Here is a 25165-nt window from a genome sequence, read left to right on the forward strand (position 1 = left end):
TTAATTCTTCTTTTTCTCGTTAAATAAATTCAATTTTTGTACCCATTTTGTTTTTCTTTCTAATAAAAAAACGTCTAATAATAATAAGAAAAATCCAATTCCTAAAAACCACTGGAATTGTGCTTGAAAGCTAGCTACTTCTGTAGCATCAAATTCTGTTTTCTGAATATTATTAAGTGATTTTTTAATAAAGCTTACTGCTTCTTTTGTGTTGTTTCCGTTTATATAACCACCTTTTGCTGCTTTTGCAATAGCTTCTAATGCTTCTGGACGCAATTTAGTAACTACAACCTCACCAGTACTTTTGTCTCTATGAAAACTTTCAATCACACCATTCTTCTTATTAGGAATTGGTCCGCCAGCTGTTGTTCCAACTCCAATAGTAATGATTTTCATGCCTATTTTTTTGGCTTCTTCTGCGGCGCTTTCTGCTCCTTCAGAATGGTCTTCGCCATCAGTAAGCATAATCATCAGCTTGCTTGTATTTGGGCTTCCCTCGAAATATTTTCCTGAAAGTTTTATTGCTTCATCAAGATTACTTCCTTGCGACGACACCATGTCTGGAGTCATGCTTTGCAAGAACATTTTGGATACATTATAATCGGTAGTGATGGGCAAAACTGGAAATGCACTTCCTGCATAAGCTATAATTCCTATGCGGTCACTTCCTAAATTATTTATAATTTGAGATACAACTTGCTTACTTTTTTCTAATCTATTCGGTGCAATGTCTTCGCAAAGCATACTTTTAGAAACATCGATTGCAAAAACGATATCTATTCCTTCACGTTTTACTTTTTCTACTTTTGTTCCAATTTTTGGATTAACCAATCCTAAAATAAGCATTGATATTCCGAATAAAAGAATACCGAACTTCAACGCAGGTTTGAAATTTGATTTCTCTGGACTTAATTTTTTTACTAATTCTAAATCACCAAATTCTTTTTGTTTCTTTCTTTTCCAGATTTCAACATATAAGAAAATTGCTGCCAAAATGGGCAGTAGGAATAATAAGTATAAATATTTTGATTCGTCTAATTCGTACATTTTCTTTTATATAAAACTTCTAAAAATAGTATTTCGTAATATAATTTCTATTAATAATAATAAACCTGCAAGCCAAACTAGTGGTCTAAATTTTTCATCATAATTAACAAATTTTAGATCTTCAATTTCAGTTTTTTCTAATTTATTTATTTCGCTATAAATACTTTCTAAACTCGTATTACTTTGTGCTCTAAAATACTTACCTCCTGTTTTTTTGGCAATATCTTTCATGAGTTGCTCATCTATTTCTACGGGTAACATTTTATATAAAAAACCTCCATTTGGCGCAATGGCATATGGGAACGGTGCGTTTCCGTTTGTTCCAATTCCAATAGTATATACTTTAATACTAAATTCTTTAGCAAACTCTGCGGCTGTAACAGGCTCTATAAATCCTGCATTGTTAACCCCGTCAGTCATTAATATAATAACTTTACTTTTTGCTTTGCTGTCTTTTAGACGGTTTACAGCCGTTGCCAATCCCATTCCGATTCCTGTTCCGTCTTGCAAAACATTATCGTATTTGATTGTGTTTATAGCGTCTAACACAACTGCTTTGTCACTGGTAACCGGAGTTTTTGTGTAAGCTTCGGCGGTGTAAACTACAACTCCAATTCTATCATTTGGACGAGCTTCAACAAAACTAGCGGCTACTTCTTTTAGCGCTTCCATTCGGTTTGGCTTAAAATCTTTGGCAAGCATACTGCTCGAAAGATCTATTGCCATAACAATATCGATACCATTTGTAGTATTTCTTTTGTTACTCACGTCGACTGTTCTTGGTCTTGCCATTGCAACTATTAATGCGCTTAAAGCCAATAATCGCATGGCAAACAATACTGGTTTTAGTTTTGGCAAAATCGATTTCGATAATTTAAAACCTTGTAATGAACTTATTTTTAATGTTGGTTTTTCTTCTTTTCGTTTAAAGAAATACCAGCCCATAGCAAATGGAAGTAGTAAAAACAACCAAAAAAATTCTGGATTTAAAAAAGTGATATTGGTCATACTAATTTGTAATTTGTAATTCGACAGAATTTAACATTCGCTCTGATATTTTTTCTGCATTTTCGTCACCTTCTTTGTGCGCTACCATAATTTGTTGTAATCCTCCGGATTGACTAAATAAGAGGATTTCGTAATACATTTTATGTTCATTATTGCTAAATGTTCCATAACCTTTTATTCCTTTAATCCCTTTTTCGGTGGTGAATTCTTCTTGTTTTGTAATGATATTTTGACAGCCTTGAGATTCTAATGTTTGAATTGTTCCGTTGAGCGATTGTGTTAAATCTATTTGCGTTTCTTTTTTGAATTGAATGGTTGAAACAATAATATTAAACTGACCAATTAAGTTTCCATAGCCAAACATTTGCATGTCTTTTATGAGCGCCATCGCATCATTTGGAATCGCTTTTTTAGTGTCTAAACGAGTTAATACTTTTGGTGTTTCTATTGTTACTGATGGATTTCCATAATCACTTTTTATCCAATCACCTTCTAATAATTCAGTGGTAGAATATCCTGAAAATCCGTTTATTACGTAATCTAAACCTTTTGTTGTAATTGTATAAGTAATTAGGAAAGCAATTATTCCGACCAATACGCCAGCAAAAGTCATTTTTTTCTTTCGTTGTTCTTTTTTAAGCTTGATTTCGTGTTGTTGTAATTCCCATTTTTTACTGTTTTCATCTACTACAACTGGAATAGATTTGTCGAGTATTACAATTGTTTTTTCGATTCGCTCTCTATCATCGGCAATTTCGAAATCTAGTGGTTTTACTTTGGCAAATTTCACTAAATCGGCTTGATTTAATACTTTTTCTAAACCTAAAAGAGTTTCTTTAGAAATCTTCATTTTTTTCTTAGTCGATGCTGCTCTAAGTGCCAGAATAAGTTCGGAAGTGGTGCTTTCTTTTGCAGGAATTTCTATGGCTTCTTCGATATAATCACGAGCAATATCTGTTAGTTCCGAATAATATTCTTTTACTTCGCCTTTTTCCAGTAAATGTTTTTGCTCTAACAAATGTAATAAACTCGTTGCTTTTTCTATGGGAGAATTATATACGATAACTTTTTCAGGTACTTTTCGGTATTTTTTCCAAAGAAAATAGCCAAGAAACCCTAAACCTAGAAGTAATAGAAACCCTAAAAGGTATTTCCACCAATCGCCCATTGGTTTTTCAACCAAAATAATAGGTTTGATGTCATACATTTTCTGTTTTAACGTATCGACCTTGATATTAAAAACTTCCACTTTTATACTATCTGAAAAAACTGGAATTCTATCTATTAAAACTGGAATTCTAGGAATTACGTATTTTCCAGAATCGAATTGTGTTAAACCATATTTTTTAATGAGCTCGAATTTATCGTTTTCTTTGATTGTGTCTATCGGATAGGATTCGATAATTTCTAAGCTTCCGAAATTTTTTGCATTTGGAAATACAACTTTCGAGGTAGATTTTACTTTCGCTTTTAGTGTTAATGTAAATTGCGCACCAATTTTATTCTTAGTAGTATCTATAGACGTTTCGACTTTTTGAGCAAAAAGTGAAGTCGAAATAAGTAATAATATGTATAGTTTTAATTTCATTTGATTGTTCATCATCATTCTTAAATCCTTATCTAGATTTAAAATATCCTAATAATTTTGTAACATAACTTTCGTCGACTCTTGTACTTACTGTCCCTGAACCGCATTTTGAGAATATGTCTTTAAAATAACTTACTTTTTCGTTATAATACTTTTCATACTCAAAACGGACACTTTTAGAATTTGTGTTTACCCATTGTGTTTCGCCAGTTTCTGTATCTTGCATAGCAACCAAACCTATGTTTGTCATTTTTTCTTCACGAACATCATATACACGAACGCCAGTGATGTCGTGTTTTTTAGAAGCTATTTTTAATGTTTTTCCGTAATCATCATCTGTAATAAAATCGGAAATCATAAAAACGATGGCTTTCTTTTTTTGTGTTCCAGATAAGAATTTTAACGCTTGCGAAATGTCAGTTTTATTGCTTTTAGGTTTAAATTCTATTAATTCACGGATAATTCTAAGTACGTGTGGTTTTCCCTTTTTAGGTGGAATATATAACTCGATTTCATCTGTAAATAAAATTAAACCTATTTTGTCGTTATTTTGAGTTGCAGAAAATGCCATTGTGGCGGCAATTTCGGTTACAATTTCGCTTTTTAGTTGGTTTTTTGTTCCGAAACTTTCCGAACCAGAAATATCGACCATGAGCATCATGGTAAGTTCTCGTTCTTCTTCAAAAACTTTTACATGAGCTTCATTATATCTTGCTGTTACATTCCAATCGATAGCTCTAATGTCGTCACCATATTGGTATTGTCGCACTTCCGAGAAAGTCATTCCGCGTCCTTTGAAGGATGTATGATATTCGCCCGAGAAGATATGATCGCTCAATCTTCGAGTTTTAATTTCTATTTTTCGGACTTTTTTTAAGAGTTCTTTTGTATCCATAGTTTCAGATTTCAGATTTTAGATTTCAGATTTCAGATTTTTTTCAAATCATCCTTCTAAACTCTAAAACCCTTTCATTTCTAACCTCAAATCTTTAAAATTTTAAATTTTTTAAATCTAAAATCTAATATCAGAAATCTAAAATTACTACGGCACTTCTATTTCGTTTACGATTTTGTTGATAATATCTACTGAAGTTACGTTTTCAGCTTCCGCTTCGTAAGTAATTCCAATTCTGTGACGTAATACATCATGCACCACTGCACGAACATCTTCTGGAATTACATAACCACGACGTTTTATAAATGCGTAACATTTTGCCGCCATGGCCAAATTGATACTTCCACGAGGCGATGCTCCGAAACCAATAAGTGGTTTTAGGCTTTCTAATTTGTATTTTTCTGGATAACGTGTGGCAAAAATAATATCGAGAATATATTTTTCGATTTTTTCGTCCATATAAACCTCACGAACTGCTTCTTGTGCACGAACAATTTGTTCTATAGAAACTACTGGATTTACTTTTGCAAAACCTCCATTTAGATTTTGACGGATTACCATACGTTCGTCTTCCATTTTTGGATAATCGATAACTGTTTTAAGCATAAAACGATCGACTTGCGCTTCTGGCAAAGGGTAAGTTCCTTCTTGTTCGATCGGATTTTGTGTAGCAAGTACTAAAAATGGTCTGTCTAATTTGAAAGTAGTATCGCCAATGGTTACTTGTTTTTCTTGCATGGCTTCCAAAAGCGCCGATTGTACTTTAGCCGGCGCACGGTTTATCTCATCGGCAAGAACAAAATTAGCAAAAATTGGTCCTTTTTTTATCGAAAATTCATTTGCTTTAATATTATAAATCATGGTTCCCACAACATCGGCAGGCAATAAATCTGGTGTGAACTGAATACGACTAAAAGAACCTTCAATAGCTTGCGATAATGTATTTATTGCTAAAGTTTTTGCTAAACCCGGAACCCCTTCAAGTAGAATATGTCCTTGTCCCAAAAGCCCGATAAGCAAACGCTCAATCATGTGTTTTTGTCCCACAATTACTTTGTTCATTTCCATGGTGAGAAGGTCTATAAAGGCACTTTCTCTTTCAATTTTTTCATTAATCGCTCTAATGTCTAAAGTTGTTGTATTTTCTTCCATTTTTATTTTTTTAAAGCCGTGAATTTAGGGTGTATTTTATTATGGTGCAAATTGAATTTTTTTTTAGAAGTAAGATGTTAAAAAATGGTTAAAACTTCTATGAAACATTTAATTTTAAGGATGATTTGTGATAGTATTTAACTATTTTTAAGAATTGAAAAAAAACATACTGTTTTGATTAATAAACGGCTCCTTATAAAAAACCTTTTGGCTCACAATGATGAGTGTAGTTTTTATGACAAAAAACGCCAGTTAAACTTGCATTCTCGTGAAGGTAAAGCTAAGTTTTTGAAACATATTTGCGCTTTGTCAAATTCAAATCCTACTAATAATTCTTATATTGTAGTTGGTGTTGAAGATTCTGATAATGAGATTGTAGGCGACGACTTTTTTGATGATAGTAGAATTCAGAATTTGGTGAATGCTTTTTTAGAAAATCCACCAAAAATCCAATACGAGAATGTTCCGTTTCCTAATCTTCCAAAAGATAAAGTGATTGGGTTGGTAACAATAAAACCTAATAATAAAGTATCATTTTTTAAAAAAGGAATTCATACGATTGTTGCCAATTCTACTTTCAAGCGTGTGGGAAGTAACACTGTTCCTACTGTAGATAAAATTCCTTTTTCCAAACAAAACACAGAAGCTGTAATTAGCATCGAAAATAATTCGAGAAATAGCATTGGTTATACGCTAGAAGGTGTTTTAGATTTTATAAACATTCGTCATAAAGACATGTTTAGTGAATATAAAGTTTTTAAAGAATTGTTTGTAGTTTGCTGGTCTGGAAATAAGAAAAAAGTAAAAGATAAAACTTATTTTTCTAGAGTTGATATCGAATTAATAAATGAGCAAATAAAACTTTTTTACTCGGCACAAGATGAAGTTTCGATCGAATATGATGACAATTACTTTGCCATTACAGAATATATTTCTCTGGGTTTGAACGACAAAACAAGTTATTATCCCCTAGAAAAAGTAACCATTACCTTTTTTGATAATGGTTACTATAAGATTGAAAATAAAATGTTATTCGAGCCGCCAGAATACAACAAGAAAATGTTGTATCATATTTATAATGCAAATTTATCTTTGATTTCTAAAATGGAAAAAGGCTTTACATTGACAGAAAGAGAAAATAAAGATCTTGAAAATTTACCATCAACACTCATGATTTGTTATCTTAATGGGTTTGATGAGGCGAAACAAAAGCTTATTGATGCCAAACATTTATTAAAATCACATTTTCAAATTTATGTTAGTTTTAAAGAAGCTTTACGTGTTTTGAGAAAAATGAAATACGACAAACAAGACTTTAGTTAAATATTATTAAATTCATCAAAGAAATAGTCTAATTCGTATATGCTTTTTATAGTATGGGATGTCATTAGATACCAAACTACAAAAAACGAAATGATATTAAAAAAGATAGGAGCACCTATTTTTTTGTTATTTAGAGTATAATAGCCATCTCTTATAGAAAATAAAATAGTTTCAAAATTTGGTTGTTTTATAAGGTCGAGCATATAAATAATTGAGAGGGCAACATTTAGGACGAACATAACAAATGCGGCAAGTACAAATGTGGTGATTAGCAAACGATATTTAGTTTGCGTGTCTAAATTTTGGATGTTTCGTATCATAATACTAGGGATTAAGGGTTAGGGATGTTCTTTAATGTTTTTTGAAAAATTAAAGAGATGTTATGTAAAATTAAATTATATAAAATATATAATTTTACGGCTTTCCCTTACATATTGTTAAAATTTATGTACAGAAAACATAGGACAATAGTATACTGATCTAAAGGATTTAGATGCAAAAAATCATAAAACAACGGGATTATACTAGGCCAGATTTTTTAGCTTCTCTAATAATATCTTCGTCGCTTCCTTTTTCTAAATTGAAATAGCAACGAATATTTACTTTTCTTTTTTCGATAGCACTCATAGAAATGTTCAGGTAGCTTGGCAAATTTTTTGTTTTTATACCTTGTACTAACAAAGAAATAATTTTTCTATTTTGCTGGTCTAAAATCTTTTTTTGAGAAAACATTTCTTTCAAATTATGTTTCACAGTTATACTATGATAAATCTCGCCTTCCATAATTTTGTCGAAGGCAGAAAGTAGTTCCTCCGCACTAAAATCACTTTTTACTAACAATCCATTTGGTTCTATTTTACTTATAATGTCATAGAGTAAGATTGATTCTGTATGTGAGGTAAGCATTACGATTTTAGTATTTGGTAAATGGATTTTGATTAACTTGGCTAGGTCTTGTCCAGATTTTATATTCTTTTCCTCATATGGTGGTAAACTATAATCTAGAAAGACCAAATCGAAATAAATTTTATTAAACTTATTGGTAATTATTTTATAGGCAACTTCGCAATTATAAGCTGCAGTGGTTTCGATTTCTAATCCTAAATTATTGTAGGACAAAATAATCTTATATCCTTCAATCATTGAAGGATGATCGTCAATCATTAGGATTTTTAATTTCTTTTGCATGATTTTATTAACAATTGCTAAAATACTATTTAAGTAGGAATAATCAAACTAATTTGTGTTCCTTTTCCTACATTTGATTTAATATCTAATTTTCCATTAATTATCATTACTCTAGACAAAATATTTTTTAGTCCAATTCCTGATTTTACTTTCTCTACATTAAATCCAATCCCGTTATCGTTTATTTCGATATGAATATGGTTTTCGTCTTTACTTATATGTGCAGAAACAATATTGGCTTTTGAATACTTACGAATGTTTTGCAATGCTTCTTGAAACATTCTATAAATATGCATTTTAATTGATGCTTCGACGGTTTCCCAATTTATGTCATCATCTATTTCAATACAACTATTTATTTCTGAAATGGTTTTTAAATCATCGAACAAATTGGTTATAATTGATTTGAAACTATCTTTTCCTGCAAAAATATCTTTATTTAAATCGTGAGAAATAGCTCTTATTTCCTTTTCTATATTTTGAATTTCTGCAATATGCAAAAGACATTTTTTTATGGTTTCTTCATCAGTCTTTTTACTAAGAATAAACAAATTTAGTCTAGTGCTAGTTAGTTTGCTCATTATTCCGTCGTGCAATTCTTGTGCAATACGTTTTTTTTCGGTTTGTCGTCCTTCATCAATTTTACTTTGTTGGTCTAGCATTAATTGATAAATTTCTTCATTTGCCTTTCGTTGTTCTTGTTCAAATTGTAATTCTTTATTTTTATTGTGTTGCAATTTTGCAAGATATAGTAATGCTATAACCAATATAAAAAACAAACTAAATCCTAAAATTAGCCATCTTTGAAAAGAAATTTTATCCTTTTCTTCTTCAATGTTTTTTTTCTGATTTAAAATCTCATCAGTTTCAAACTCGATTCTTGCAAATTTATTGCGTGTTTTTCGTTCGTTATTCTGAAGGCTATCGGTTAATTTCATAAATCGATTGTTATAAAATGTAACATTTTTAACATCAATTTTAGCCAGTAACTCGAGCGATTTTAGTTCGTCTTCAAATATTTTATTATCATGCGCTAGTGTATTTGCTTCTGTGTTAAATAAGAGCGCTTTTTTTATGTCATTTTTATTAAAATAATATTCTGAAAGATTTATTTTGCTAGATACTATTCCTGGAATGTTTTTGAGACTATCTCTTATTTTTAATGCTTTATTTAAATACAAAACAGCAGATTTATCATGTAATTTGAATTTAGAATATCCTAAATTATTAATCAAATTTGCATATAATAGAGGTTCCATATTGCGAAAATCTAATAAACTTAATGCTTTATCGAAATAATAAATAGCTTTTGTATGTTTGTTTTCTTTCTGAAAAACTTTTCCTAAATAATTATAGGTTTGCGCTTTGAGTGATAAATATTGTGAATCATTTTTTAGTTGATTCGTTATTACATCTGCTTTATTGTAATAAATTAAAGCTTGTTTAGTATTGTTAGTTCCTTCTAGCGTATTTCCTAAAGTGATATAACAATCATACAATAATCTAATGTCATTTTTATTTTTTATATTTTTCAGAATATTTATGACTGCAGTTTCGCAACCAGAAAAATCCTTTTCATAAAACAAAATATTGGCTTTATAGAGCTTAAGCCTGTCTATGTTTTCATTATTTTTTATATTCAAATAAGTCTTTTCAGCTTTGCTATAATAGTAATAAGCGCTATCGTTAGTAAATTTATTATAGTGGTAATCTCCTAAATATTGTAACGATTTTGCAATGCCTAGAGAATCTTTGCTTTCTAGCGACAAATCATAAACTTTCCTACATGTTTTTAGATATTTTTCACTTTCGTTAAGATTATAATGTCTTCCCGCTAGTTTAAAATAATAATGTCTTGTTAACGAATCGTTTGGTCTGTCACTTAAAACAAATAAAACTTGATTTACATAATTGTCTCTTTGTTTCTTATCGAGTTTAAAATTGTATGATCTAGATAATAAAGTATCTGTATTATCATTAAAGTTTAATGCCTGATTTTTTTCTTTCAGGTTACAACTCAAGAATAGGCAATGAAACAAGATTATAAAAATTATTTTTTTCAAACCGGAAAATCAATATTAGTAAATAAAATCAAATTTACTCTTTTTAGAACTATGATTATACTTATCTTTATTTATTACATTGGTTTTGGTGCTGGAATTGGTGGATCAATAACAGTGCAAGTTTGGGTTGTTGTTTGATCTGTAACGTTATTTATAACATCTTCTACTGTGCATGATGCAAATGTTAGCAATAAAGCAATAATTCCTAATGTGTAAGTGATAGTTTTCATGTTTTCTGTGGTATTTAGTTAAAATTTGTTTTTTAATACAAAGCACTTTTTTTAGCTTTATAATTTTGTTAAAATTATAACCACTCCGAAAATTAATTTTACGGTAATTCCGCATATTTTGTTAAAGTTCTAAGTGAAATAAAATTTATTTAAAACCAATTTTTATGTATATTCACTGCTATAATATTCATAAATGAGAACATTAGTAATAGGCGATATACACGGAGGATTAAAGGCATTAATACAAATTTTAGAAAAAGCTATAGTCAATAAAGATGACTTGCTAATTTTTCTAGGCGATTATGTAGATGGTTGGAGCGAGTCGCCACAAGTTTTAGATTTTCAGATTTCTTTACAAAAAACACATCGTTGTATTTTTCTCCGAGGCAATCATGATGAGTTGTTGTTAGATTGGCTCATGAACAACAATGAAAAAATTAACCAAGAAATGTGGTACAAACATGGTGGCGAAGCTACCGTTTTAGCCTATCAATCAGTTTCAAATGAAACGAAACAAAAACATATTCAATTCCTACAATCGTTACAAAATTATTATTTAGACTCACACAACAGACTATTTGTTCACGCGGGTTTTACAAATATGAATGGCGTGCATTTTGAATATTTTCCCAAATTATTATATTAGGACAGAACGCTCTGGGAAACTGCAATAGCATTAAACGAAAGTTTAGAAACCAATCATAAATATTACCCAAAACGATTTACGATATATGAAGAAATTTATATTGGTCATACTCCTGTGACTAGAATTGGAGAAACGATACCTGTAAATAAAGCTAATATTTGGAACATAGATACTGGAGCCGCTTTTGCTGGGCCACTAACAATTCTCGATGTAAATACTAAGCAGTTTTGGCAAAGCGAAAATTTGTCTGATTTATATCCTAAGGAAAAAGGGAGAAATTAGATTTCTATATTTTATTGAATTTTGTTATTGAAATTGATTTTTACTGTTGTCATTGCTATCGAATTTATATATTTGCCAATATTTAAAAATTTATATTTAAGATGAAAAAAATTATTACACTCTTACTTGTTGTTTCAGCAAGTATTGCAAATGCACAAGCATACAAAGGAAAAGGAGATGTTAAGGCGCAAGTTGGAGCAAATATTCAAAGTGGAGGAACAGGAATATTTGTTTCTGGAGATTTTGGTGTTGGAGAAAATATGTCTATTGGTTTCTCAACAAATTACTTGCTATCTGCAAAAAATACTTATTTATCAGTCAACGAAACAACATTTGCAATTGAAGAGAACAAACCGAAATTTATAGATAGAATCGACGCAAAAGCTCGTTTTAATGTAAATTTAGGAAGTGTTATTGGTCTTGACGAAAAAATGGACATATATCCAGGATTAGATTTAGGGCTAAGGAATTTTGGTGCACACACAGGTTTCCGTTATTTCTTTACTGATGGTTTTGGTGTTTTTGGCGAAGCTGGTATTCCTATTGCAAAATACAGCAAAAAAGATGATGGTTTTAAATATTACAACAATCAATTTACATTTAATGTAGGTGTTTCTTTTAATTTGTAATCCATTTTAAAAAAATAATAAAACCACTAATTCACAAGTTTTAAATTAAATATTTGTGAAATAGTGGTTTTTTAATAAAAAAAACTCAAATGACTCCAATAGAAAAAAAATTATACGACAGAAGCGATTCCAAATGTGAATTATGTGGTTCTAACGAAGATTTAAGAATACATTTAACCAAAGAAGAAGCTATCTCTGTTGATAATTCGGTATTGGTATGCACCACTTGCAAAAACCAAATAGAAAACACCACAACGACCGATCCCAATCACTGGAGATGTCTTAGTGATAGCATGTGGAACGAAAACAAACCAGTACAAGTTGTAGCTTGGAGAATGCTAAATAGATTGAGACCAGAAGGTTGGCCTCAAGATTTGCTAGACATGATGTATCTTGATGACGAAACCTTAGTTTGGGCTGGAGCAACTGGCGAAGGAGAAGACGAAGAAGGTAAAATAGTGCACAAAGATGGTAATGGAAACATCTTGAAAGACGGTGATTCTGTTGTTTTGATAAAAGATTTAGATGTGAAAGGCGCAACTTTTACCGCAAAACGCGGAGCAGCAGTACACAATATCAAACTAGTTTGGGACAATTCTGGTCAAATTGAAGGTCGAGTAGAAGGACAACACATCGTAATTTTGACGCAATACGTTAAGAAAACAAAATAATCCTATTTATATAAAAACAAAAAAGGGTTTCAATTTATATTGAAACCCTTTTTTTATGATTAATAGATGATTACAAATCAAATTTAATTCCTTGTGCCAATGGCAACTCGTGATATAGCTAATGCTTATAAATTAAAGACTTGCTTTAACAAAAACTCTTTTTAATACACCATTTTTTTCAACACCTTGAACAATTAAATCAAATTGTTTATTCGTTTTATGAAAAACTTTGCAGTGTATCAATTTGATACGTCCAAGATATAATTCTCCTTTAAAAATTTTCACAGCTTTTTTATCATACAAATTATTTGGTTCTAATTCATATCTTAAAACATCTCCAACAGAAACAGATTCTGAGGGTATTTGACTTTCTAATAAATTAGTTATTTCAGTAATAAAAGATAAATCATTAACGGGGTTGAAATTAGCTAAAAACTCAAAATTATCTGTTGGTAATAGACCTTGAGTAAAAGCCAGCATATAATATTTATCTTCTTTTTTTTGCAAATCAATATTCCAAAAATCATAGAAATCTTTCAAATCAGGCCTTTCGCTACGCATTAATCTTTGCCCGAAAATTTCAATTACGTTTTCGGTATAAACCTTATTGATATCTGGAAAACCTTCGTAATGCACAAAACCTAACTTCTTGGCTTCTTCAACACCTTCTTGATTGTATTGAAAGCGGATTCCTTCCGAGGTACTTTTTTTAATAGTACCAACAGAAATTCGTCTACTACCTTTACCCGGTCTCCAGATAAGGTGTATGTTTCCTATTGCTTTCATAAATACTGGATTAATTTTTCAATGCGCAAAGTTACCAATTTAAACATCAATTGTTTTCTTGTTTCCGATAATTTAAAGTTAATTAAATCTGTTGGAATTTTTATGTCAACATTTTGAATTATTTCTTTGATTGATTCAGAGTTGTATTTCTCTTTAACTCTAACTATAATTTTTTTGGTTTCTGTGGGATAATGTTCCAACAGCAATTCTATTAATTCAAAATGTTTTCTTTTTTTAGGTTGTCCTTCCCAATGGATTTCCGATTCTCCTTTTCTAATATATGCTTCAATCATTTGAGAATCGTTGAGCATTTTTAAAACTTTGTCGTCTGTATGTTCTCTTCCAAGACAACAACCGCTATCGTAAATTGGTGCGAATTTATGGAGGGTAATATTAGAATGAAGTTTTAAATTTGCTTTACTAATTACTCTTTCTTCTTTATGTAATAAAATAAAAAATTCATTTAAAAAACGTTTAAATTTCATGTCTATTTTCTTCCAAAAACTTACTTTTGAGTTTAATAACTCTTCATTAATTTTGTTAATTGAATTTCTATAATACATTATGATTCCCCAATTTTCTTGATGTCTATCCGAATTGCCAATAATTGAATCAAAAATGATAATTTCAATTATATTTTCAATATATTCATCAAAATTAAAACCAATTAATGCATTTTGGATGAATTGAAATGTATATTTATTTTTATCTTCTTCTGGATTATATTTTGAATCAAATCCCGTCAAATAAGTTATGCCTTCGGTTAGATTATTTTCAGAATTTAAAACCATAGATTTAGATATGCAACCTATTTTTTGACGATCATTTTCATCATATGCGATATTATAATCTAACATATTAAATCCTAAAAATTGACCAATTTTTGAAGAAACAATCTCTGACCAAAATTCAGTTGGATATAAAGTTCCTCCATTTTTTTTATTTATTTTAGAACCTTTGAAAAAATATTCATCATTTGTAACGGGATGAATTACAATTTTTTTACTTCTAGTCCCTCCAGTGCTATAATAAATATTTTTATGCCAATCATTTATTTCAGTAAAATCAACTTTTAAATTAGACATCAATTGTTTTTTTGTCTAAATTATAAAAAAACGCTTTACCTAAATAAGATAAAGCGTTTAAATATTAATTTATTGTTCTCTAATTATTACAAATCAAATTTAATTCCTTGTGCCAATGGCAACTCATCAGAGTAGTTAACTGTATTTGTTTGTCTTCTCATGTATACTTTCCAAGCATCTGATCCAGACTCACGTCCACCACCTGTTTCTTTTTCTCCACCAAAAGCTCCACCAATTTCCGCACCAGAAGTTCCGATGTTTACGTTAGCAATTCCACAGTCAGAACCAGCAAATGATAAGAATTTTTCAGCTTCTTTCATGCTGTTTGTCATAATCGCAGAAGATAAACCTTGCGCTACACCATTTTGTTTGTCAATCGCATTTTCTACTTCACCTTCATATTTCATTAAATATAAAATAGGAGCAAACGTTTCGTGTTGTACAATTTCAAAATGATTCTCAGCCTCAATAATAGCTGGTTTTACATAACATCCAGATTCGTATCCTTCGCCAGTTAAAACGCCACCTTCTACTAATACTTTTCCACCTTCCGCTTTCGCTTTTTCAATCGCAGCTAAATAAGTGTTAACCGCATCTGTATCGATAAGTGGACCGATATGATTTTTTTGATCTAAAGGATTTCCAATCGTTAATTGCCCATAAGCACCAACAATCGCATCTCTTACTTTATCGTAAACTGATTCATGAATGATTAATCTTCTTGTTGAGGTACATCTTTGTCCGGCAGTTCCAACCGCTCCGAAAACCGCTCCAGGAACTACTACTTTTAAATCAGCAGTTGGAGTGATGATAATTGCGTTGTTTCCACCTAATTCTAATAAAGATTTTCCGAAACGTTGTGCTACAGTTGCACCAACAATTCTTCCCATTCTTGTAGAACCTGTTGCAGATACTAATGGAATTCTTACGTCAGTAGTCATCATTTCACCTACTTTGTAATCTCCATTAATAATACAAGAAATTCCTTCTGGTAAATTGTTTGCTTTTAATACATCAGCAATAATATTTTGACAAGCAATCGTACAAATTGGTGCTTTTTCAGAACCTTTCCACACACAAACGTCTCCACAAATCCATGCTAAAGCTGTGTTCCAAGCCCAAACTGCTACTGGGAAGTTGAAAGCTGAAATAATTCCAACAACACCAATAGAATGCCATTGTTCTCTCATAACGTGACCTGGACGTTCAGATGGAATCGTTTGTCCGTTTAATTGACGAGATAAACCTACTGCGAAATCGCAAATGTCAATCATTTCTTGAACTTCACCGTAACCTTCTTGTAACGATTTACCCATTTCGTAAGAAACTAATTTCCCAAGTGGTTCTTTTAATTCTCTTAATTTATTTCCAAACTGACGTACAATTTCTCCACGTTGCGGTGCTGGCATTGCGCGAAACATTTTGAATGCTTCCGTTGCACTTTGCATCACTTTTTCGTAATCTGCTGCAGTTGTTGTTTTTACTTTTCCGATTAATTGACCATCAACTGGTGAATAACTTTCGATAATTTCTCCTGAAGAAAAACTGTTTGAACCTGTTGAAGTTCCGTCGTTTATTGCTTTTACACCCAATTGTGCTAATGCTTCGGTCATACCGAATTGTTGTGCTATTGTTGACATTATATTGTTGTTTTTTTAATTCTGGTGCAAAGTTATGATTTTTTGTTTAATCGGAAAGTGGTTTAATCGTTTATTCGTGGACATATCCGTATTATCGGGTTTTGGGAATGATTTGTTAACTTTTTTCTAGGAATTTTAAACTCATATAGGTAGAATTGTATTACCAAAAAAAGGATTCGATGATTAAAGTTTACAATAATAGCCATAAAAACACATGTATTTTATTCTCTATTTTTTCATTATATGTTCTTTCATCCTTTGTGTGGGATTTTATATGGAATATTTATCTTGTGATTATGTGGTTTGTTTTAGCAATCGAAATATTATCAATATATATTGAAAAAAGAGTATCAAAAATTATTTTAGATTTGGATAAAGGTGAAATTATTATTTTTGAAACTAAATTCTTTAAAAACAAAAATTTAAAATATAGTTTGCCAATTGATGATGTAGAATGCTTTTTTTATAAAAGTCGAGGTCCAAGGCTTGGTTTTCAATATTATTTTAAAATTGAATCGAAAACAAATATTGTTTTCGATTTCAACATTAATCATCATGGTTGGTCTAAAAAAGATTTAGAAGATTTGGTAAATCAAACTAATAAATATAAAACCAGATAGTGCGGATTTACAATCTGTGTCATAATAAAAAATCAATTAATAAAATCAAAAAACCTAAACGAAAGTTTAGGTTTTTTTAGCAGAGAGGAAGGGATTCGAACCCTCGATATGTTGCCATATACACGCTTTCCAAGCGTGCGCCTTCAGCCACTCGGCCACCTCTCTTTTTATGTTTTGCAAATAAAAGAATAAATTTCTTGGGAAGTAAACAATTACGGTATTAATTCATCTCGCCACGTAAAGAAGTTTCAAAAATGGTTTTGAAAACACTTGGCGCTACTTTTTGTCCTAACAAATACATCAGTTTTGTAATGGCTGCTTCGGTAGTAATGTCTTTTCCCGAAATTACTCCAATTTGCTTAAGTTGTGAGCTGGTTTCGTACTGTCCCATATTGACACTTCCTCCGGAACATTGGGTCACATTTATAATATGCAATCCGTTTTTTATGGCGTTTTCAAGTAAATCGATAAACCATTTTTCGGTAGGAGCATTGCCAGAACCATAAGTTTCTAAAACAATTCCTTTTAAATTCGGTATTGATAAAATAGTTTGAATTACTTTTTCATTAATACCCGGAAAAACTTTAATAATGACCACATTGTCATCAAAATGTGTATTTACTTTTAGTTTTTTACTAGTTGTATTCTTAAATAAAACATTTTCATTAACATTTAAATGAACACCAGATTCAGCTAATGCAGGAAAATTAGGCGAAGCAAAAGCACTGAAATGTTCGGCACTTATTTTTGTAGTTCTATTGCCACGATACAACTTGTATTCAAAATACAAACAAACCTCATTGATAATCGATTTGTTTTTATTTTTTAGCGATGCTACTTGAATGGCTGTAATTAGATTTTCTTTGGCATCAGTTCTTAAATCTCCAATAGGCAGTTGAGAGCCTGTAAAAACAACTGGTTTATTTAGATTTTCTAACATAAAACTTAATGCTGAAGCGGAATATGACATCGTATCCGATCCATGTAATACGACAAAGCCATCGTAATTATCGTAATTTTCTTTGACAATTACGGCTATTTTTTTCCATTCCTCGATATTCATATTTGAGGAATCGATAGGTTTTCCGAACGAAACTGTTGCAATATTGCAGTCTAGTAATTTAAGTTCGGGAATATTTTTTAGTAATTTCTTAAAATTGAATGCTTTGAGAACGCCAGTTTCAAAATCCTTGACCATTCCTATGGTTCCACCTGTATATATGAGAAGTATATTGGCTTTAGATAGCATCATTATATTTCATTTTATTTACAACAGGATTGGCATACATAGCTAGGAAACCTTCAACCATTTGTGCATTTTTAGCATCTATTTTTAATTCTAAACGACGTTCGAATAGCGATTTTTCATTTTCGGTATAATGAATAGAAAACTTGTCTGTTTTATACAATATATCGTAAGCTATAAAATTTGTTGTCCATAATTTATAAGATTTCAAAATCGATTCGTCAACAACTTGTGTCAAGGCTTGAATTTGCTTGTTTGTGTTTGAGAATTCTTCTTTAATTGTATCTAATTCAGCGTCTAAAATATCTCCAATATGTATATGAATTCGTTTTTTCTGACCTAGAATACCGCTCAAAATATTTTGAAAATCTTCATTGTCACTTTTAACGTAGGTTTCCTGATTGGCTTCTGCCATAAGTTGTGGCATTTTTAGCGCATCGGTCGGATCGTACTCGTAAGAAATAGAAACTGGAACAATTTTCAACTCCTTACAATAATCCATAGCATCTTTTTTGGAAGCCATTGTTAGCATTTTTAGCACACCCGAATTGGTCGCATCGTTACCATCTTTAGTCCTTCCTTCACGTTGCGCAATCCAAACAGAACGGTTTTCGTGCAATAATAATTGTTCGATATATTCGGACAATAATTGAGAGCTTTGTAATAATTCTCTTGGCGACAATCCTCTTTGAACAATGAAATTTCGATTTAATCTGGAGAGAGATTTTATAAAATCTTTCTTTACTAAATTGTCCCCAATTGCTGATGCTGTCATCACCAATTCATGTTCGAAAAGTGCGGCATTTAGCAAAGATGTATCGAGAATTATATCGCGATGGTTTGATATAAAAAGGTAAGCGGTGTTTTTTTCTAATTTTTCGAAGCCTGATGTAGATAAACCTTCGGAGCTTTTTTCAAGAACTTTTTGAATGGTTTCGTATATGAAATTGCACTGAAAATCTCGAATAGAATGCGTTTTGCGAAGTTGATTTTTCCAAACTTCATCATCAATTCCTGGAAAAGCAAAATTCATCATCGCTTTAAGCATCGGATGTTTTAAAGATGCTTGTAAAGCTTGGTTTACTTCGGCATCATAATAAGGACGAATGGTATCAAATTTTGACATGTTGTTACTTAAATTATTCCTACAAAGAACGGATTTTTTTTCGAAATATAATTAACAGTTTCTAAAAATGGACAAAGCATTTTTAGTCGTAATTCTTGCAATTTCTTCTACTGGAAGATTGTAAATTTCTGAGAGTTTTTCTGCAACTAGCGTTACATAAGAACTTTCGTTTCGTTTTCCTCGAAAAGGAGCAGGTGCGAGATAAGGCGAATCGGTTTCTAGAACGATGTTTTCAATGTCTATTTGATTTAAAAATTGGTCTATTTTTCCGTTTTTGAAAGTGACAACACCACCAATTCCGATTTTCATATTATAAGAAATGGCTTGTAAGGCTTGCTCATGATTTCCAGAAAAGCAATGAAAAATTCCGAACAAATCATCACTTTTTTCGAGTTCTAGCACTTCAAAAATTTCATCGAAAGCATCACGCCCATGAATGTTTATAGGTAGTTTATACTTTTTTGCTAATTGTATTTGGTACTGAAAAGCTTTTTTCTGAATATCTAAAGTGGTTTTGTCCCAATATAAATCGATTCCAATTTCGCCAATAGCAGAAAATTTTCTTTTGGCTAGTTCGGTCTCTACGTGTTGTAATTCTTCGAGATAATTATCTTTTACATAACAAGGATGCAAACCCATCATTAGAAAAATATTTTCAGGATATTGTAATTCTAAATCATACATTTTTTGGGTATAACTGGCATCTATCGACGGAATAAAAAATCGAGAAACTCCTTTTGTAATTGCACTTTGAATCATTTCGTCTCGATCGGAATCAAATTCTGAAGAATATAAATGGGTGTGGGTATCTGTTAGTGACATTTCAAATAAATAAGAAACAAAGATACGATGGTTAACAGATTAATCTAAAATTTTTAATAGTTTTTCAACTTGATTATAATTTTCAAAATCGCTAGGAATTGTTAGTAAAATCTCTTTACAATATTTATAGTCTTTTTGTTTAAATTTAGATAAGGCTAAATACCAAGTTGCAGTATTTTTATATATCGATTTCCCTTTTATAATTTCATTTAAAACCAATTCAGAATCAGCAAAACGATTATCTTCAAGTAACGAAATAGCATAAAAATATTTAATTTCTGGTCTTGGATATTCTCTTATAACCAATTCAAAATTAATAATTGCTTGTTTATAGTTTTTATTATTAAAGGCATCTTGAGCGAGTTTTAATGCTTTTATTGCATCACCGCGTTCTGTAAAATGAGCTTCTTCATGCTTATTGAAATCTTTATATTCTGGAATGTCATTTTGAAAAAGTTGTAACCCAAAAAACAAAACAAAAACCGCTGCAATAGCATATACAAAAGTTTTTAATTGAATAGCTTTTCTTTTTTTAGGTTTATTTTCTTTGAATGAATCTTTAGCAATTGATTTCAAATTTTCTTTGAATGCAAATGTTTCGGGTGAAAATTTAGTTTTTAAAAACTGATTAGATTCTTTGTAAATTTCAAATTTTTCATTGATGTCAGAATCATTTTGAAGTTGATTTTCAAATATTATTCTCTCTTCCTGCGAAAGTTCGTTGCTAAGATAATTTTCAAATGCTATGTATAAATCTTCATTCATGACTTAGGGTTTTAATGTTTTGTATTTACTTGATTGCTGAATCATTTCTGTAAGCTGCCCTGTACAAAGCGATTTTTTCTTACGCACATAACCATAAGTTACATTTAGTTTTTGCGCTACTTCTTCCATAGTTTTTGTTATAAAACTTAGCTTGAGTACTTCTTGGCATTTTTCTCCTAATTTTTGAAACATTTCGTCAAATAACGACTGCTTTTCTTCAAAAATTTCGGTTTGATTTGCCATTTCTATGGCCGATTCATCTTTATATACATTCTCATTAATAATTGTTACCTCTTTATTTGAAGCTTTTTTTATTTCGTTTAGCCAACGCCTTTTGCACAACAAGAAAAAATAAGCATCAAAAGGACAGGAAAGTTGTAATCCCTTTGTTTTGGCTTGATTGTAAATAGTAATTAGCACTTCTTGAATAACATCTTGGGCACGATCTTCATCTCCAGAATTTGTTTTGATATAATAGATCACTTTGGGTGCAAACTTATTATATATAGATTGAACTACTGCCGAATTATTATTGGCAAGACCATCAATATATAACTGGTCTTCATGAACAGTATAATTAGCCATAAAAAAACTTTTTATCGAAAATAATAAAAAAAAGGGTAACAAATTAATTATGCTGTTGATATGAATATATAACCGTTAAATAACAACATTAAAAATTAGAAATCATGAAATCAGGAATTAAAAAATTAGGAACATTAGCTTTATTAGCCATCACATTAGTAAGTTGCTCACCAAGTAATCCTCCATTACCGCCTTTGCCTCTAGCTTGTAACACAGTAGGAACAGATTTTCAAAATCTTTATGCCGCAACTTTGGTAAGTAACGCTCTATATGACAATTATCTTACAATGGATTTAGTTACTCACGAATATACATTTACCGTAAGTGCAAATAAAACTGTTTGTACGCTTGGATATCAAGGGAATGCAACTCTTTTTGCGAATAGTATTCCTTACACGATGGAAATTTATAATAACACAACTAGTACTATGGTTTATTCTGGAAACATTGTCTTTAACTCTGCCTCGACCGATTATCAACCTATAACACCAACACCGCTTATTGCAGGAAATAGTTACACGATTAGACGAAATGCTAATAATTTCCTTGGAAACATAGGAAACACAATAGGTAGAATTTGCAGAAAAAATGCTGGACCAAACCAATATCCAGCAACAAATGGTGTATTAACTATATCGGCTTCTAATTTTTATGGTAGCGGAGGTCCAGTACCTAACTACGGAATTCCATACATAGATATTGTATTTCAATAAAAAAAATAATTTAAAAAAAGGGTAACAATATCAAACCTTAATTGATATAAGTATACAAACAAATAATAACAATATTAAAACATTAGAAATCATGAAAAATTTTAAAAACATTTCACTAGTAGTATTAGCAGCTGTTGCATTAGCAAGTTGTAGTAAAAATGATGATGAAAGCATTACAATTGCACAATTACCGCCATCATCACAGGAATTTCAAAGTATTAGACAAATAGCTTTGCAGAATCAAACGCAATCATTTACAGCAACGGCTGGGACTGGAGTAATTACACTAACATCGGCAAAAGGTGTAACAATCACATTAAACGGGAACAACCTTACAAAAAACGGTAATCCAGTAACAGGAAGTTTCGATATTAAATTCATTGAACTTTTCGACAAAGGAACCATGTTAGTAACAAATAAACCGACAATGGGTGTTATGCCAAGTGGAGATAAGGGAATCTTAATTTCTGGAGGAGAATTTTATATAAATGCTATACAAGGGGGTGTGCAATTAGCAACATTGTCATCAATACAACTAAATGTGCCAAATAACTTATCAGGAGACCCTATAGACAATACAATGGTATTTTGGACAGGAGACACAACAGATGCGGATAATTTAGCTTGGAAAAGAGACGGAGGAACACCAGCGGGAGGTCAAGGTGGTGCTGTAGATTTTAATCAAAATAGCTACAATGTAACTTTTGGTAACTTTGGTTGGACAAACATAGATCGTTTTTATAGCGACCCAAGACCAAAAACTCAAATTTTAGCCACTGTTCCTGCAGGATATGATAATACAAATAGTTCTATTTACTTATCTGTAGATGGTGAAGGTCAGAATCAATTAGCGAAATTTGACACTTATAATGCAATAACACAACAGTTTAGCGAACACTATGGTCAAATTCCAATTGGATTGTTATGTCACATCATTTTCGCAACCGAAGACAACGGACAATGGAGATATGGTATAAAAGCAGTAACTACAACAGCAAACGCTGTTTATGCATTCTCTCTAGCTGAAACAACAGTTGGTACTGAAGCCCAAATGATTGCTGCCATAAATGCAATACAATAAAAGTTTGGTTTGCTTGGTTAATTTAGAAAAAGTGATGGATTATCTGTCACTTTTTCTTATTTTTAAAAAATATTATGAAACTAAAGACAATACTTGTTGACGACGAAATTCTAAATCTAAAAAATTTAGAAATCATGCTAAATGAAAATTTCCCTGAAATAGAAATTCTAGGATCATTTCAAACCGTTATCGATGCGAAATTGTTTATAGAAAATAATCCAATACATTTACTTTTTCTAGATATTTCTATGCCAATAGAAAACGGATTCGATTTATTAGAATATTTTCCGGTTAGAGATTTTCAAGTAATTTTTGTTACAGCCCACGAAGATTATGCTATTCAAGCTATCCGTGTTGGAGCTATAGATTATTTGTTAAAACCAATTTTAACCTCAGAATTGAGAATAGCTATTCATAAAGTTTCACAAATTTATAGTTTAACTAATAAACCCAATACGGAGAATAAACTAACTATAACTTACGAAGGAGGAAAATCAATAATAGATTTCGATGAGATTCTGTATCTCAAGGGATTCGACAATATAACAACAATTTATCTTACTCGGAATAGGAAGCTTACGGTAGCAAAAACATTAAAATATTTTGAAGCTGTTTTGCAAATTAATTTTTTTAGAATTCACAAATCATTTATAGTTAATCTGAAATTTGTAACAAAAATTTTAACCCGAGAATCTTATTTTATTGAATTGAATGAAGGAACACAATTACCCATTTCTAGGCGTAATTACAAAGATTTAAATGAGGTGCTAAATAAATAATTCTGTTATGAAAGTGTTTTTATCCTTCTTACTATGTTTTTTATTTACAATTGCAAATGCTCAAGTTCGATACAAATTCAACCATTTTACTACAGATGAAGGCTTGCCATCTAACTCGATTTATAGTATAACTGAAAATAATACTGGTAATATTGTATTGGGAACAGACAATGGTTTAACTTTTTTTGACGGTAACGATTTTACAAACTATAATATAAAGGAAGGACTTGTAAACCCATATATAACGGCAGTTTCCACAGATGAAAAAGGAACTATTTGGTTGATAAACTACAATGGAAAACTACAAAAATTCGAGAATAATAAAATTATAAATACACCAATTTTTACTGAGACCTACAACCAATTATTCAATATAAAAGATAAATTATTTTTGTACACAATACAAAACAGATATAGTAACAAATGCTATGTTTATAATGAAATAAATAAACATAATTGGTTGGTTTTTAAGCCAAAAAACACAAGTATTTCACAAAGAATCGCGCCACCAGTATTAGTTCAAAATAATCAAGAAATACGATTTCAAAATAATAATCTGATTTATAATAATTTGAAAGTTCCGCTTCCTAAAGAAGTAAAACTTTTGCATAAAGTGATTTTTAGAAAAAACGATCTTTGTCTCCTTGATGAAAGTTTCCTGTTTTTTGTCGATTACAAAGGAAAAATAAAAAACAAAATAAAATTACCACAATCACTTTCTATAAATCCTATATATAAATATGATTTTATTGTTGATAAAGAAGAAAATTGTTGGCTGAGTATTCAAGATAAAGGACTTTTTGTACTAAAAAATAACAATTGGAACTCAATTAGTGAAAATTTAGGTTTGAATACTTCCGACAATATCAATTTTTTGTATTGTGACAAAAAAGGAAAAATATGGATTGCAACCAATGAGAGTGGTTTATTTTGCATTCCAGACACGTTTGTTTCGAGCATTCAATTTAAAAATAAAGAAAATTATTTTAACGGTTTTGCCAATTCGTTAGATGAAAAATCATTATTTATTTCTACAAAATTTAGTTTGTATTCTTATCAAAAAAAAGAGTTAAGTTTATTAAAAAAATCTAATTTAGAAATTAAAATTGGGAATTATAATGATTTTTCTATTTTTTATATTCCTATGAATAATGAGATTAGTTGGAATAATGAGACAAATTTACTAACCGTTTCT

At 30.6% G+C, this 25165-nt stretch carries 25 protein-coding genes, 1 tRNA gene and 1 pseudogene; 9 read left to right on the forward strand and 18 right to left on the reverse strand.

Going from position 1 to position 25165, the window contains the following annotated elements:
- The 5 genes from ACH2BP_RS06275 to ACH2BP_RS06295 form a co-directional block, all read right to left on the reverse strand.
- Window positions 1-1047, reverse strand: a complete 1047-nt coding sequence (locus tag ACH2BP_RS06275; protein WP_395058085.1) for a VWA domain-containing protein — start codon at window positions 1045-1047, stop codon at window positions 1-3.
- A gap of 6 nt (window positions 1048-1053) precedes the next feature.
- Entirely contained in the window at window positions 1054-2055 is a 1002-nt protein-coding gene (locus ACH2BP_RS06280; RefSeq protein ID WP_395058087.1) for a VWA domain-containing protein, read from the reverse strand.
- A 1-nt stretch (window position 2056) separates the two neighbouring features.
- Entirely contained in the window at window positions 2057-3643 is a 1587-nt protein-coding gene (locus ACH2BP_RS06285) for a hypothetical protein (RefSeq protein WP_395058089.1), read from the reverse strand.
- A 28-nt stretch (window positions 3644-3671) separates the two neighbouring features.
- Complete coding sequence (locus tag ACH2BP_RS06290) at window positions 3672-4538, reverse strand: DUF58 domain-containing protein (RefSeq protein WP_395058091.1); 867 nt, start codon at window positions 4536-4538, stop codon at window positions 3672-3674.
- Window positions 4539-4685: 147 nt separating this feature from the next.
- The gene (locus ACH2BP_RS06295) at window positions 4686-5690 is read right to left on the reverse strand and encodes an AAA family ATPase (RefSeq protein ID WP_395058093.1); all 1005 of its coding nucleotides are present in this window, start codon (window positions 5688-5690) and stop codon (window positions 4686-4688) included.
- 174 nt (window positions 5691-5864) lie between these two features.
- Between ACH2BP_RS06295 and ACH2BP_RS06300 the strand changes: the two genes are divergently transcribed.
- Entirely contained in the window at window positions 5865-7013 is a 1149-nt protein-coding gene (locus ACH2BP_RS06300; protein ID WP_395058095.1) for an ATP-binding protein, read from the forward strand.
- Here the strand turns inward: ACH2BP_RS06300 and ACH2BP_RS06305 are convergent.
- From ACH2BP_RS06305 to ACH2BP_RS06320, 4 genes are all read right to left on the reverse strand, one after another.
- Window positions 7010-7333: a hypothetical protein gene (locus ACH2BP_RS06305; RefSeq protein WP_395058097.1), complete on the reverse strand. Its 324-nt coding sequence runs from the start codon at window positions 7331-7333 to the stop codon at window positions 7010-7012. The two genes, ACH2BP_RS06300 and ACH2BP_RS06305, sit on opposite strands and share 4 nt — an antisense overlap.
- A gap of 199 nt (window positions 7334-7532) precedes the next feature.
- On the reverse strand, window positions 7533-8201 hold the full coding sequence (locus ACH2BP_RS06310) for a response regulator (RefSeq protein WP_395058099.1): 669 nt from the start codon (window positions 8199-8201) through the stop codon (window positions 7533-7535).
- A gap of 29 nt (window positions 8202-8230) precedes the next feature.
- Window positions 8231-10222: an ATP-binding protein gene (locus tag ACH2BP_RS06315; protein WP_395058101.1), complete on the reverse strand. Its 1992-nt coding sequence runs from the start codon at window positions 10220-10222 to the stop codon at window positions 8231-8233.
- 116 nt (window positions 10223-10338) lie between these two features.
- Window positions 10339-10494, reverse strand: coding sequence for a hypothetical protein (locus ACH2BP_RS06320; protein WP_395058103.1), 156 nt, complete (start codon window positions 10492-10494; stop codon window positions 10339-10341).
- A 193-nt stretch (window positions 10495-10687) separates the two neighbouring features.
- Here ACH2BP_RS06320 and ACH2BP_RS06325 point away from each other — a divergent pair.
- The 3 genes and pseudogenes from ACH2BP_RS06325 to ACH2BP_RS06335 all read left to right on the forward strand — a co-directional run bounded on the left by ACH2BP_RS06325 (window position 10688) and on the right by ACH2BP_RS06335 (window position 12722).
- Window positions 10688-11422: pseudogene (locus tag ACH2BP_RS06325) on the forward strand (metallophosphoesterase).
- Between the two features lie 101 nt (window positions 11423-11523).
- Window positions 11524-12051, forward strand: a complete 528-nt coding sequence (locus ACH2BP_RS06330) for a DUF6646 family protein (protein ID WP_395058105.1) — start codon at window positions 11524-11526, stop codon at window positions 12049-12051.
- 89 nt (window positions 12052-12140) lie between these two features.
- Window positions 12141-12722, forward strand: a complete 582-nt coding sequence (locus tag ACH2BP_RS06335; protein WP_395058107.1) for a PhnA domain-containing protein — start codon at window positions 12141-12143, stop codon at window positions 12720-12722.
- Window positions 12723-12854: 132 nt separating this feature from the next.
- Here the strand turns inward: ACH2BP_RS06335 and ACH2BP_RS06340 are convergent, their stop codons facing one another.
- From ACH2BP_RS06340 to ACH2BP_RS06350, 3 genes are all read right to left on the reverse strand, one after another.
- Entirely contained in the window at window positions 12855-13508 is a 654-nt protein-coding gene (locus ACH2BP_RS06340) for a hypothetical protein (protein WP_395058109.1), read from the reverse strand.
- On the reverse strand, window positions 13505-14593 hold the full coding sequence (locus ACH2BP_RS06345) for a hypothetical protein (protein WP_395058111.1): 1089 nt from the start codon (window positions 14591-14593) through the stop codon (window positions 13505-13507). Before ACH2BP_RS06345 ends, ACH2BP_RS06340 begins: the two co-directional genes overlap by 4 nt.
- 86 nt (window positions 14594-14679) lie before the next feature.
- Window positions 14680-16233: an aldehyde dehydrogenase family protein gene (locus ACH2BP_RS06350; protein WP_395058113.1), complete on the reverse strand. Its 1554-nt coding sequence runs from the start codon at window positions 16231-16233 to the stop codon at window positions 14680-14682.
- A 179-nt stretch (window positions 16234-16412) separates the two neighbouring features.
- Here ACH2BP_RS06350 and ACH2BP_RS06355 point away from each other — a divergent pair, with 179 nt between their 5' ends.
- Window positions 16413-16853, forward strand: coding sequence for a hypothetical protein (locus ACH2BP_RS06355; protein WP_395058115.1), 441 nt, complete (start codon window positions 16413-16415; stop codon window positions 16851-16853).
- An 80-nt stretch (window positions 16854-16933) separates the two neighbouring features.
- Here the strand turns inward: ACH2BP_RS06355 and ACH2BP_RS06360 are convergent.
- From ACH2BP_RS06360 to ACH2BP_RS06385, 6 genes are all read right to left on the reverse strand, one after another.
- A tRNA-Ser gene (locus ACH2BP_RS06360) sits at window positions 16934-17018 on the reverse strand.
- A gap of 55 nt (window positions 17019-17073) precedes the next feature.
- The gene (locus ACH2BP_RS06365) at window positions 17074-18102 is read right to left on the reverse strand and encodes an asparaginase (protein WP_395058132.1); all 1029 of its coding nucleotides are present in this window, start codon (window positions 18100-18102) and stop codon (window positions 17074-17076) included.
- Complete coding sequence (locus tag ACH2BP_RS06370; RefSeq protein WP_395058117.1) at window positions 18092-19225, reverse strand: 1-acyl-sn-glycerol-3-phosphate acyltransferase; 1134 nt, start codon at window positions 19223-19225, stop codon at window positions 18092-18094. Before ACH2BP_RS06370 ends, ACH2BP_RS06365 begins: the two co-directional genes overlap by 11 nt.
- Window positions 19226-19276: 51 nt before the next feature.
- The gene (locus ACH2BP_RS06375) at window positions 19277-20047 is read right to left on the reverse strand and encodes a TatD family hydrolase (protein ID WP_395058119.1); all 771 of its coding nucleotides are present in this window, start codon (window positions 20045-20047) and stop codon (window positions 19277-19279) included.
- 39 nt (window positions 20048-20086) lie between these two features.
- Window positions 20087-20812: a tetratricopeptide repeat protein gene (locus tag ACH2BP_RS06380; protein WP_395058120.1), complete on the reverse strand. Its 726-nt coding sequence runs from the start codon at window positions 20810-20812 to the stop codon at window positions 20087-20089.
- 3 nt (window positions 20813-20815) lie between these two features.
- Window positions 20816-21397 carry an RNA polymerase sigma factor gene (locus ACH2BP_RS06385; RefSeq protein WP_395058122.1) on the reverse strand — a complete coding sequence of 194 codons (582 nt, stop codon included), beginning with the start codon at window positions 21395-21397 and terminating at the stop codon, window positions 20816-20818.
- Window positions 21398-21501: 104 nt separating this feature from the next.
- On the opposite strand from ACH2BP_RS06385, the gene ACH2BP_RS06390 reads away from it, so the two are divergent.
- The 4 genes from ACH2BP_RS06390 to ACH2BP_RS06405 form a co-directional block, all read left to right on the forward strand.
- Window positions 21502-22110, forward strand: a complete 609-nt coding sequence (locus ACH2BP_RS06390) for a hypothetical protein (protein ID WP_395058124.1) — start codon at window positions 21502-21504, stop codon at window positions 22108-22110.
- Window positions 22111-22201: 91 nt separating this feature from the next.
- On the forward strand, window positions 22202-23191 hold the full coding sequence (locus ACH2BP_RS06395) for a hypothetical protein (RefSeq protein ID WP_395058126.1): 990 nt from the start codon (window positions 22202-22204) through the stop codon (window positions 23189-23191).
- 74 nt (window positions 23192-23265) lie between these two features.
- Window positions 23266-23970 carry a LytR/AlgR family response regulator transcription factor gene (locus tag ACH2BP_RS06400; protein ID WP_395058128.1) on the forward strand — a complete coding sequence of 235 codons (705 nt, stop codon included), beginning with the start codon at window positions 23266-23268 and terminating at the stop codon, window positions 23968-23970.
- A gap of 7 nt (window positions 23971-23977) precedes the next feature.
- The coding region (locus ACH2BP_RS06405; protein ID WP_395058130.1) for a two-component regulator propeller domain-containing protein at window positions 23978-25165 on the forward strand (1188 nt) is incomplete at its 3' end.

Origin of the sequence: Flavobacterium sp., from assembly GCF_043756175.1 — a bacterium.
In the GTDB taxonomy this organism is placed as follows: domain Bacteria; phylum Bacteroidota; class Bacteroidia; order Flavobacteriales; family Flavobacteriaceae; genus Flavobacterium.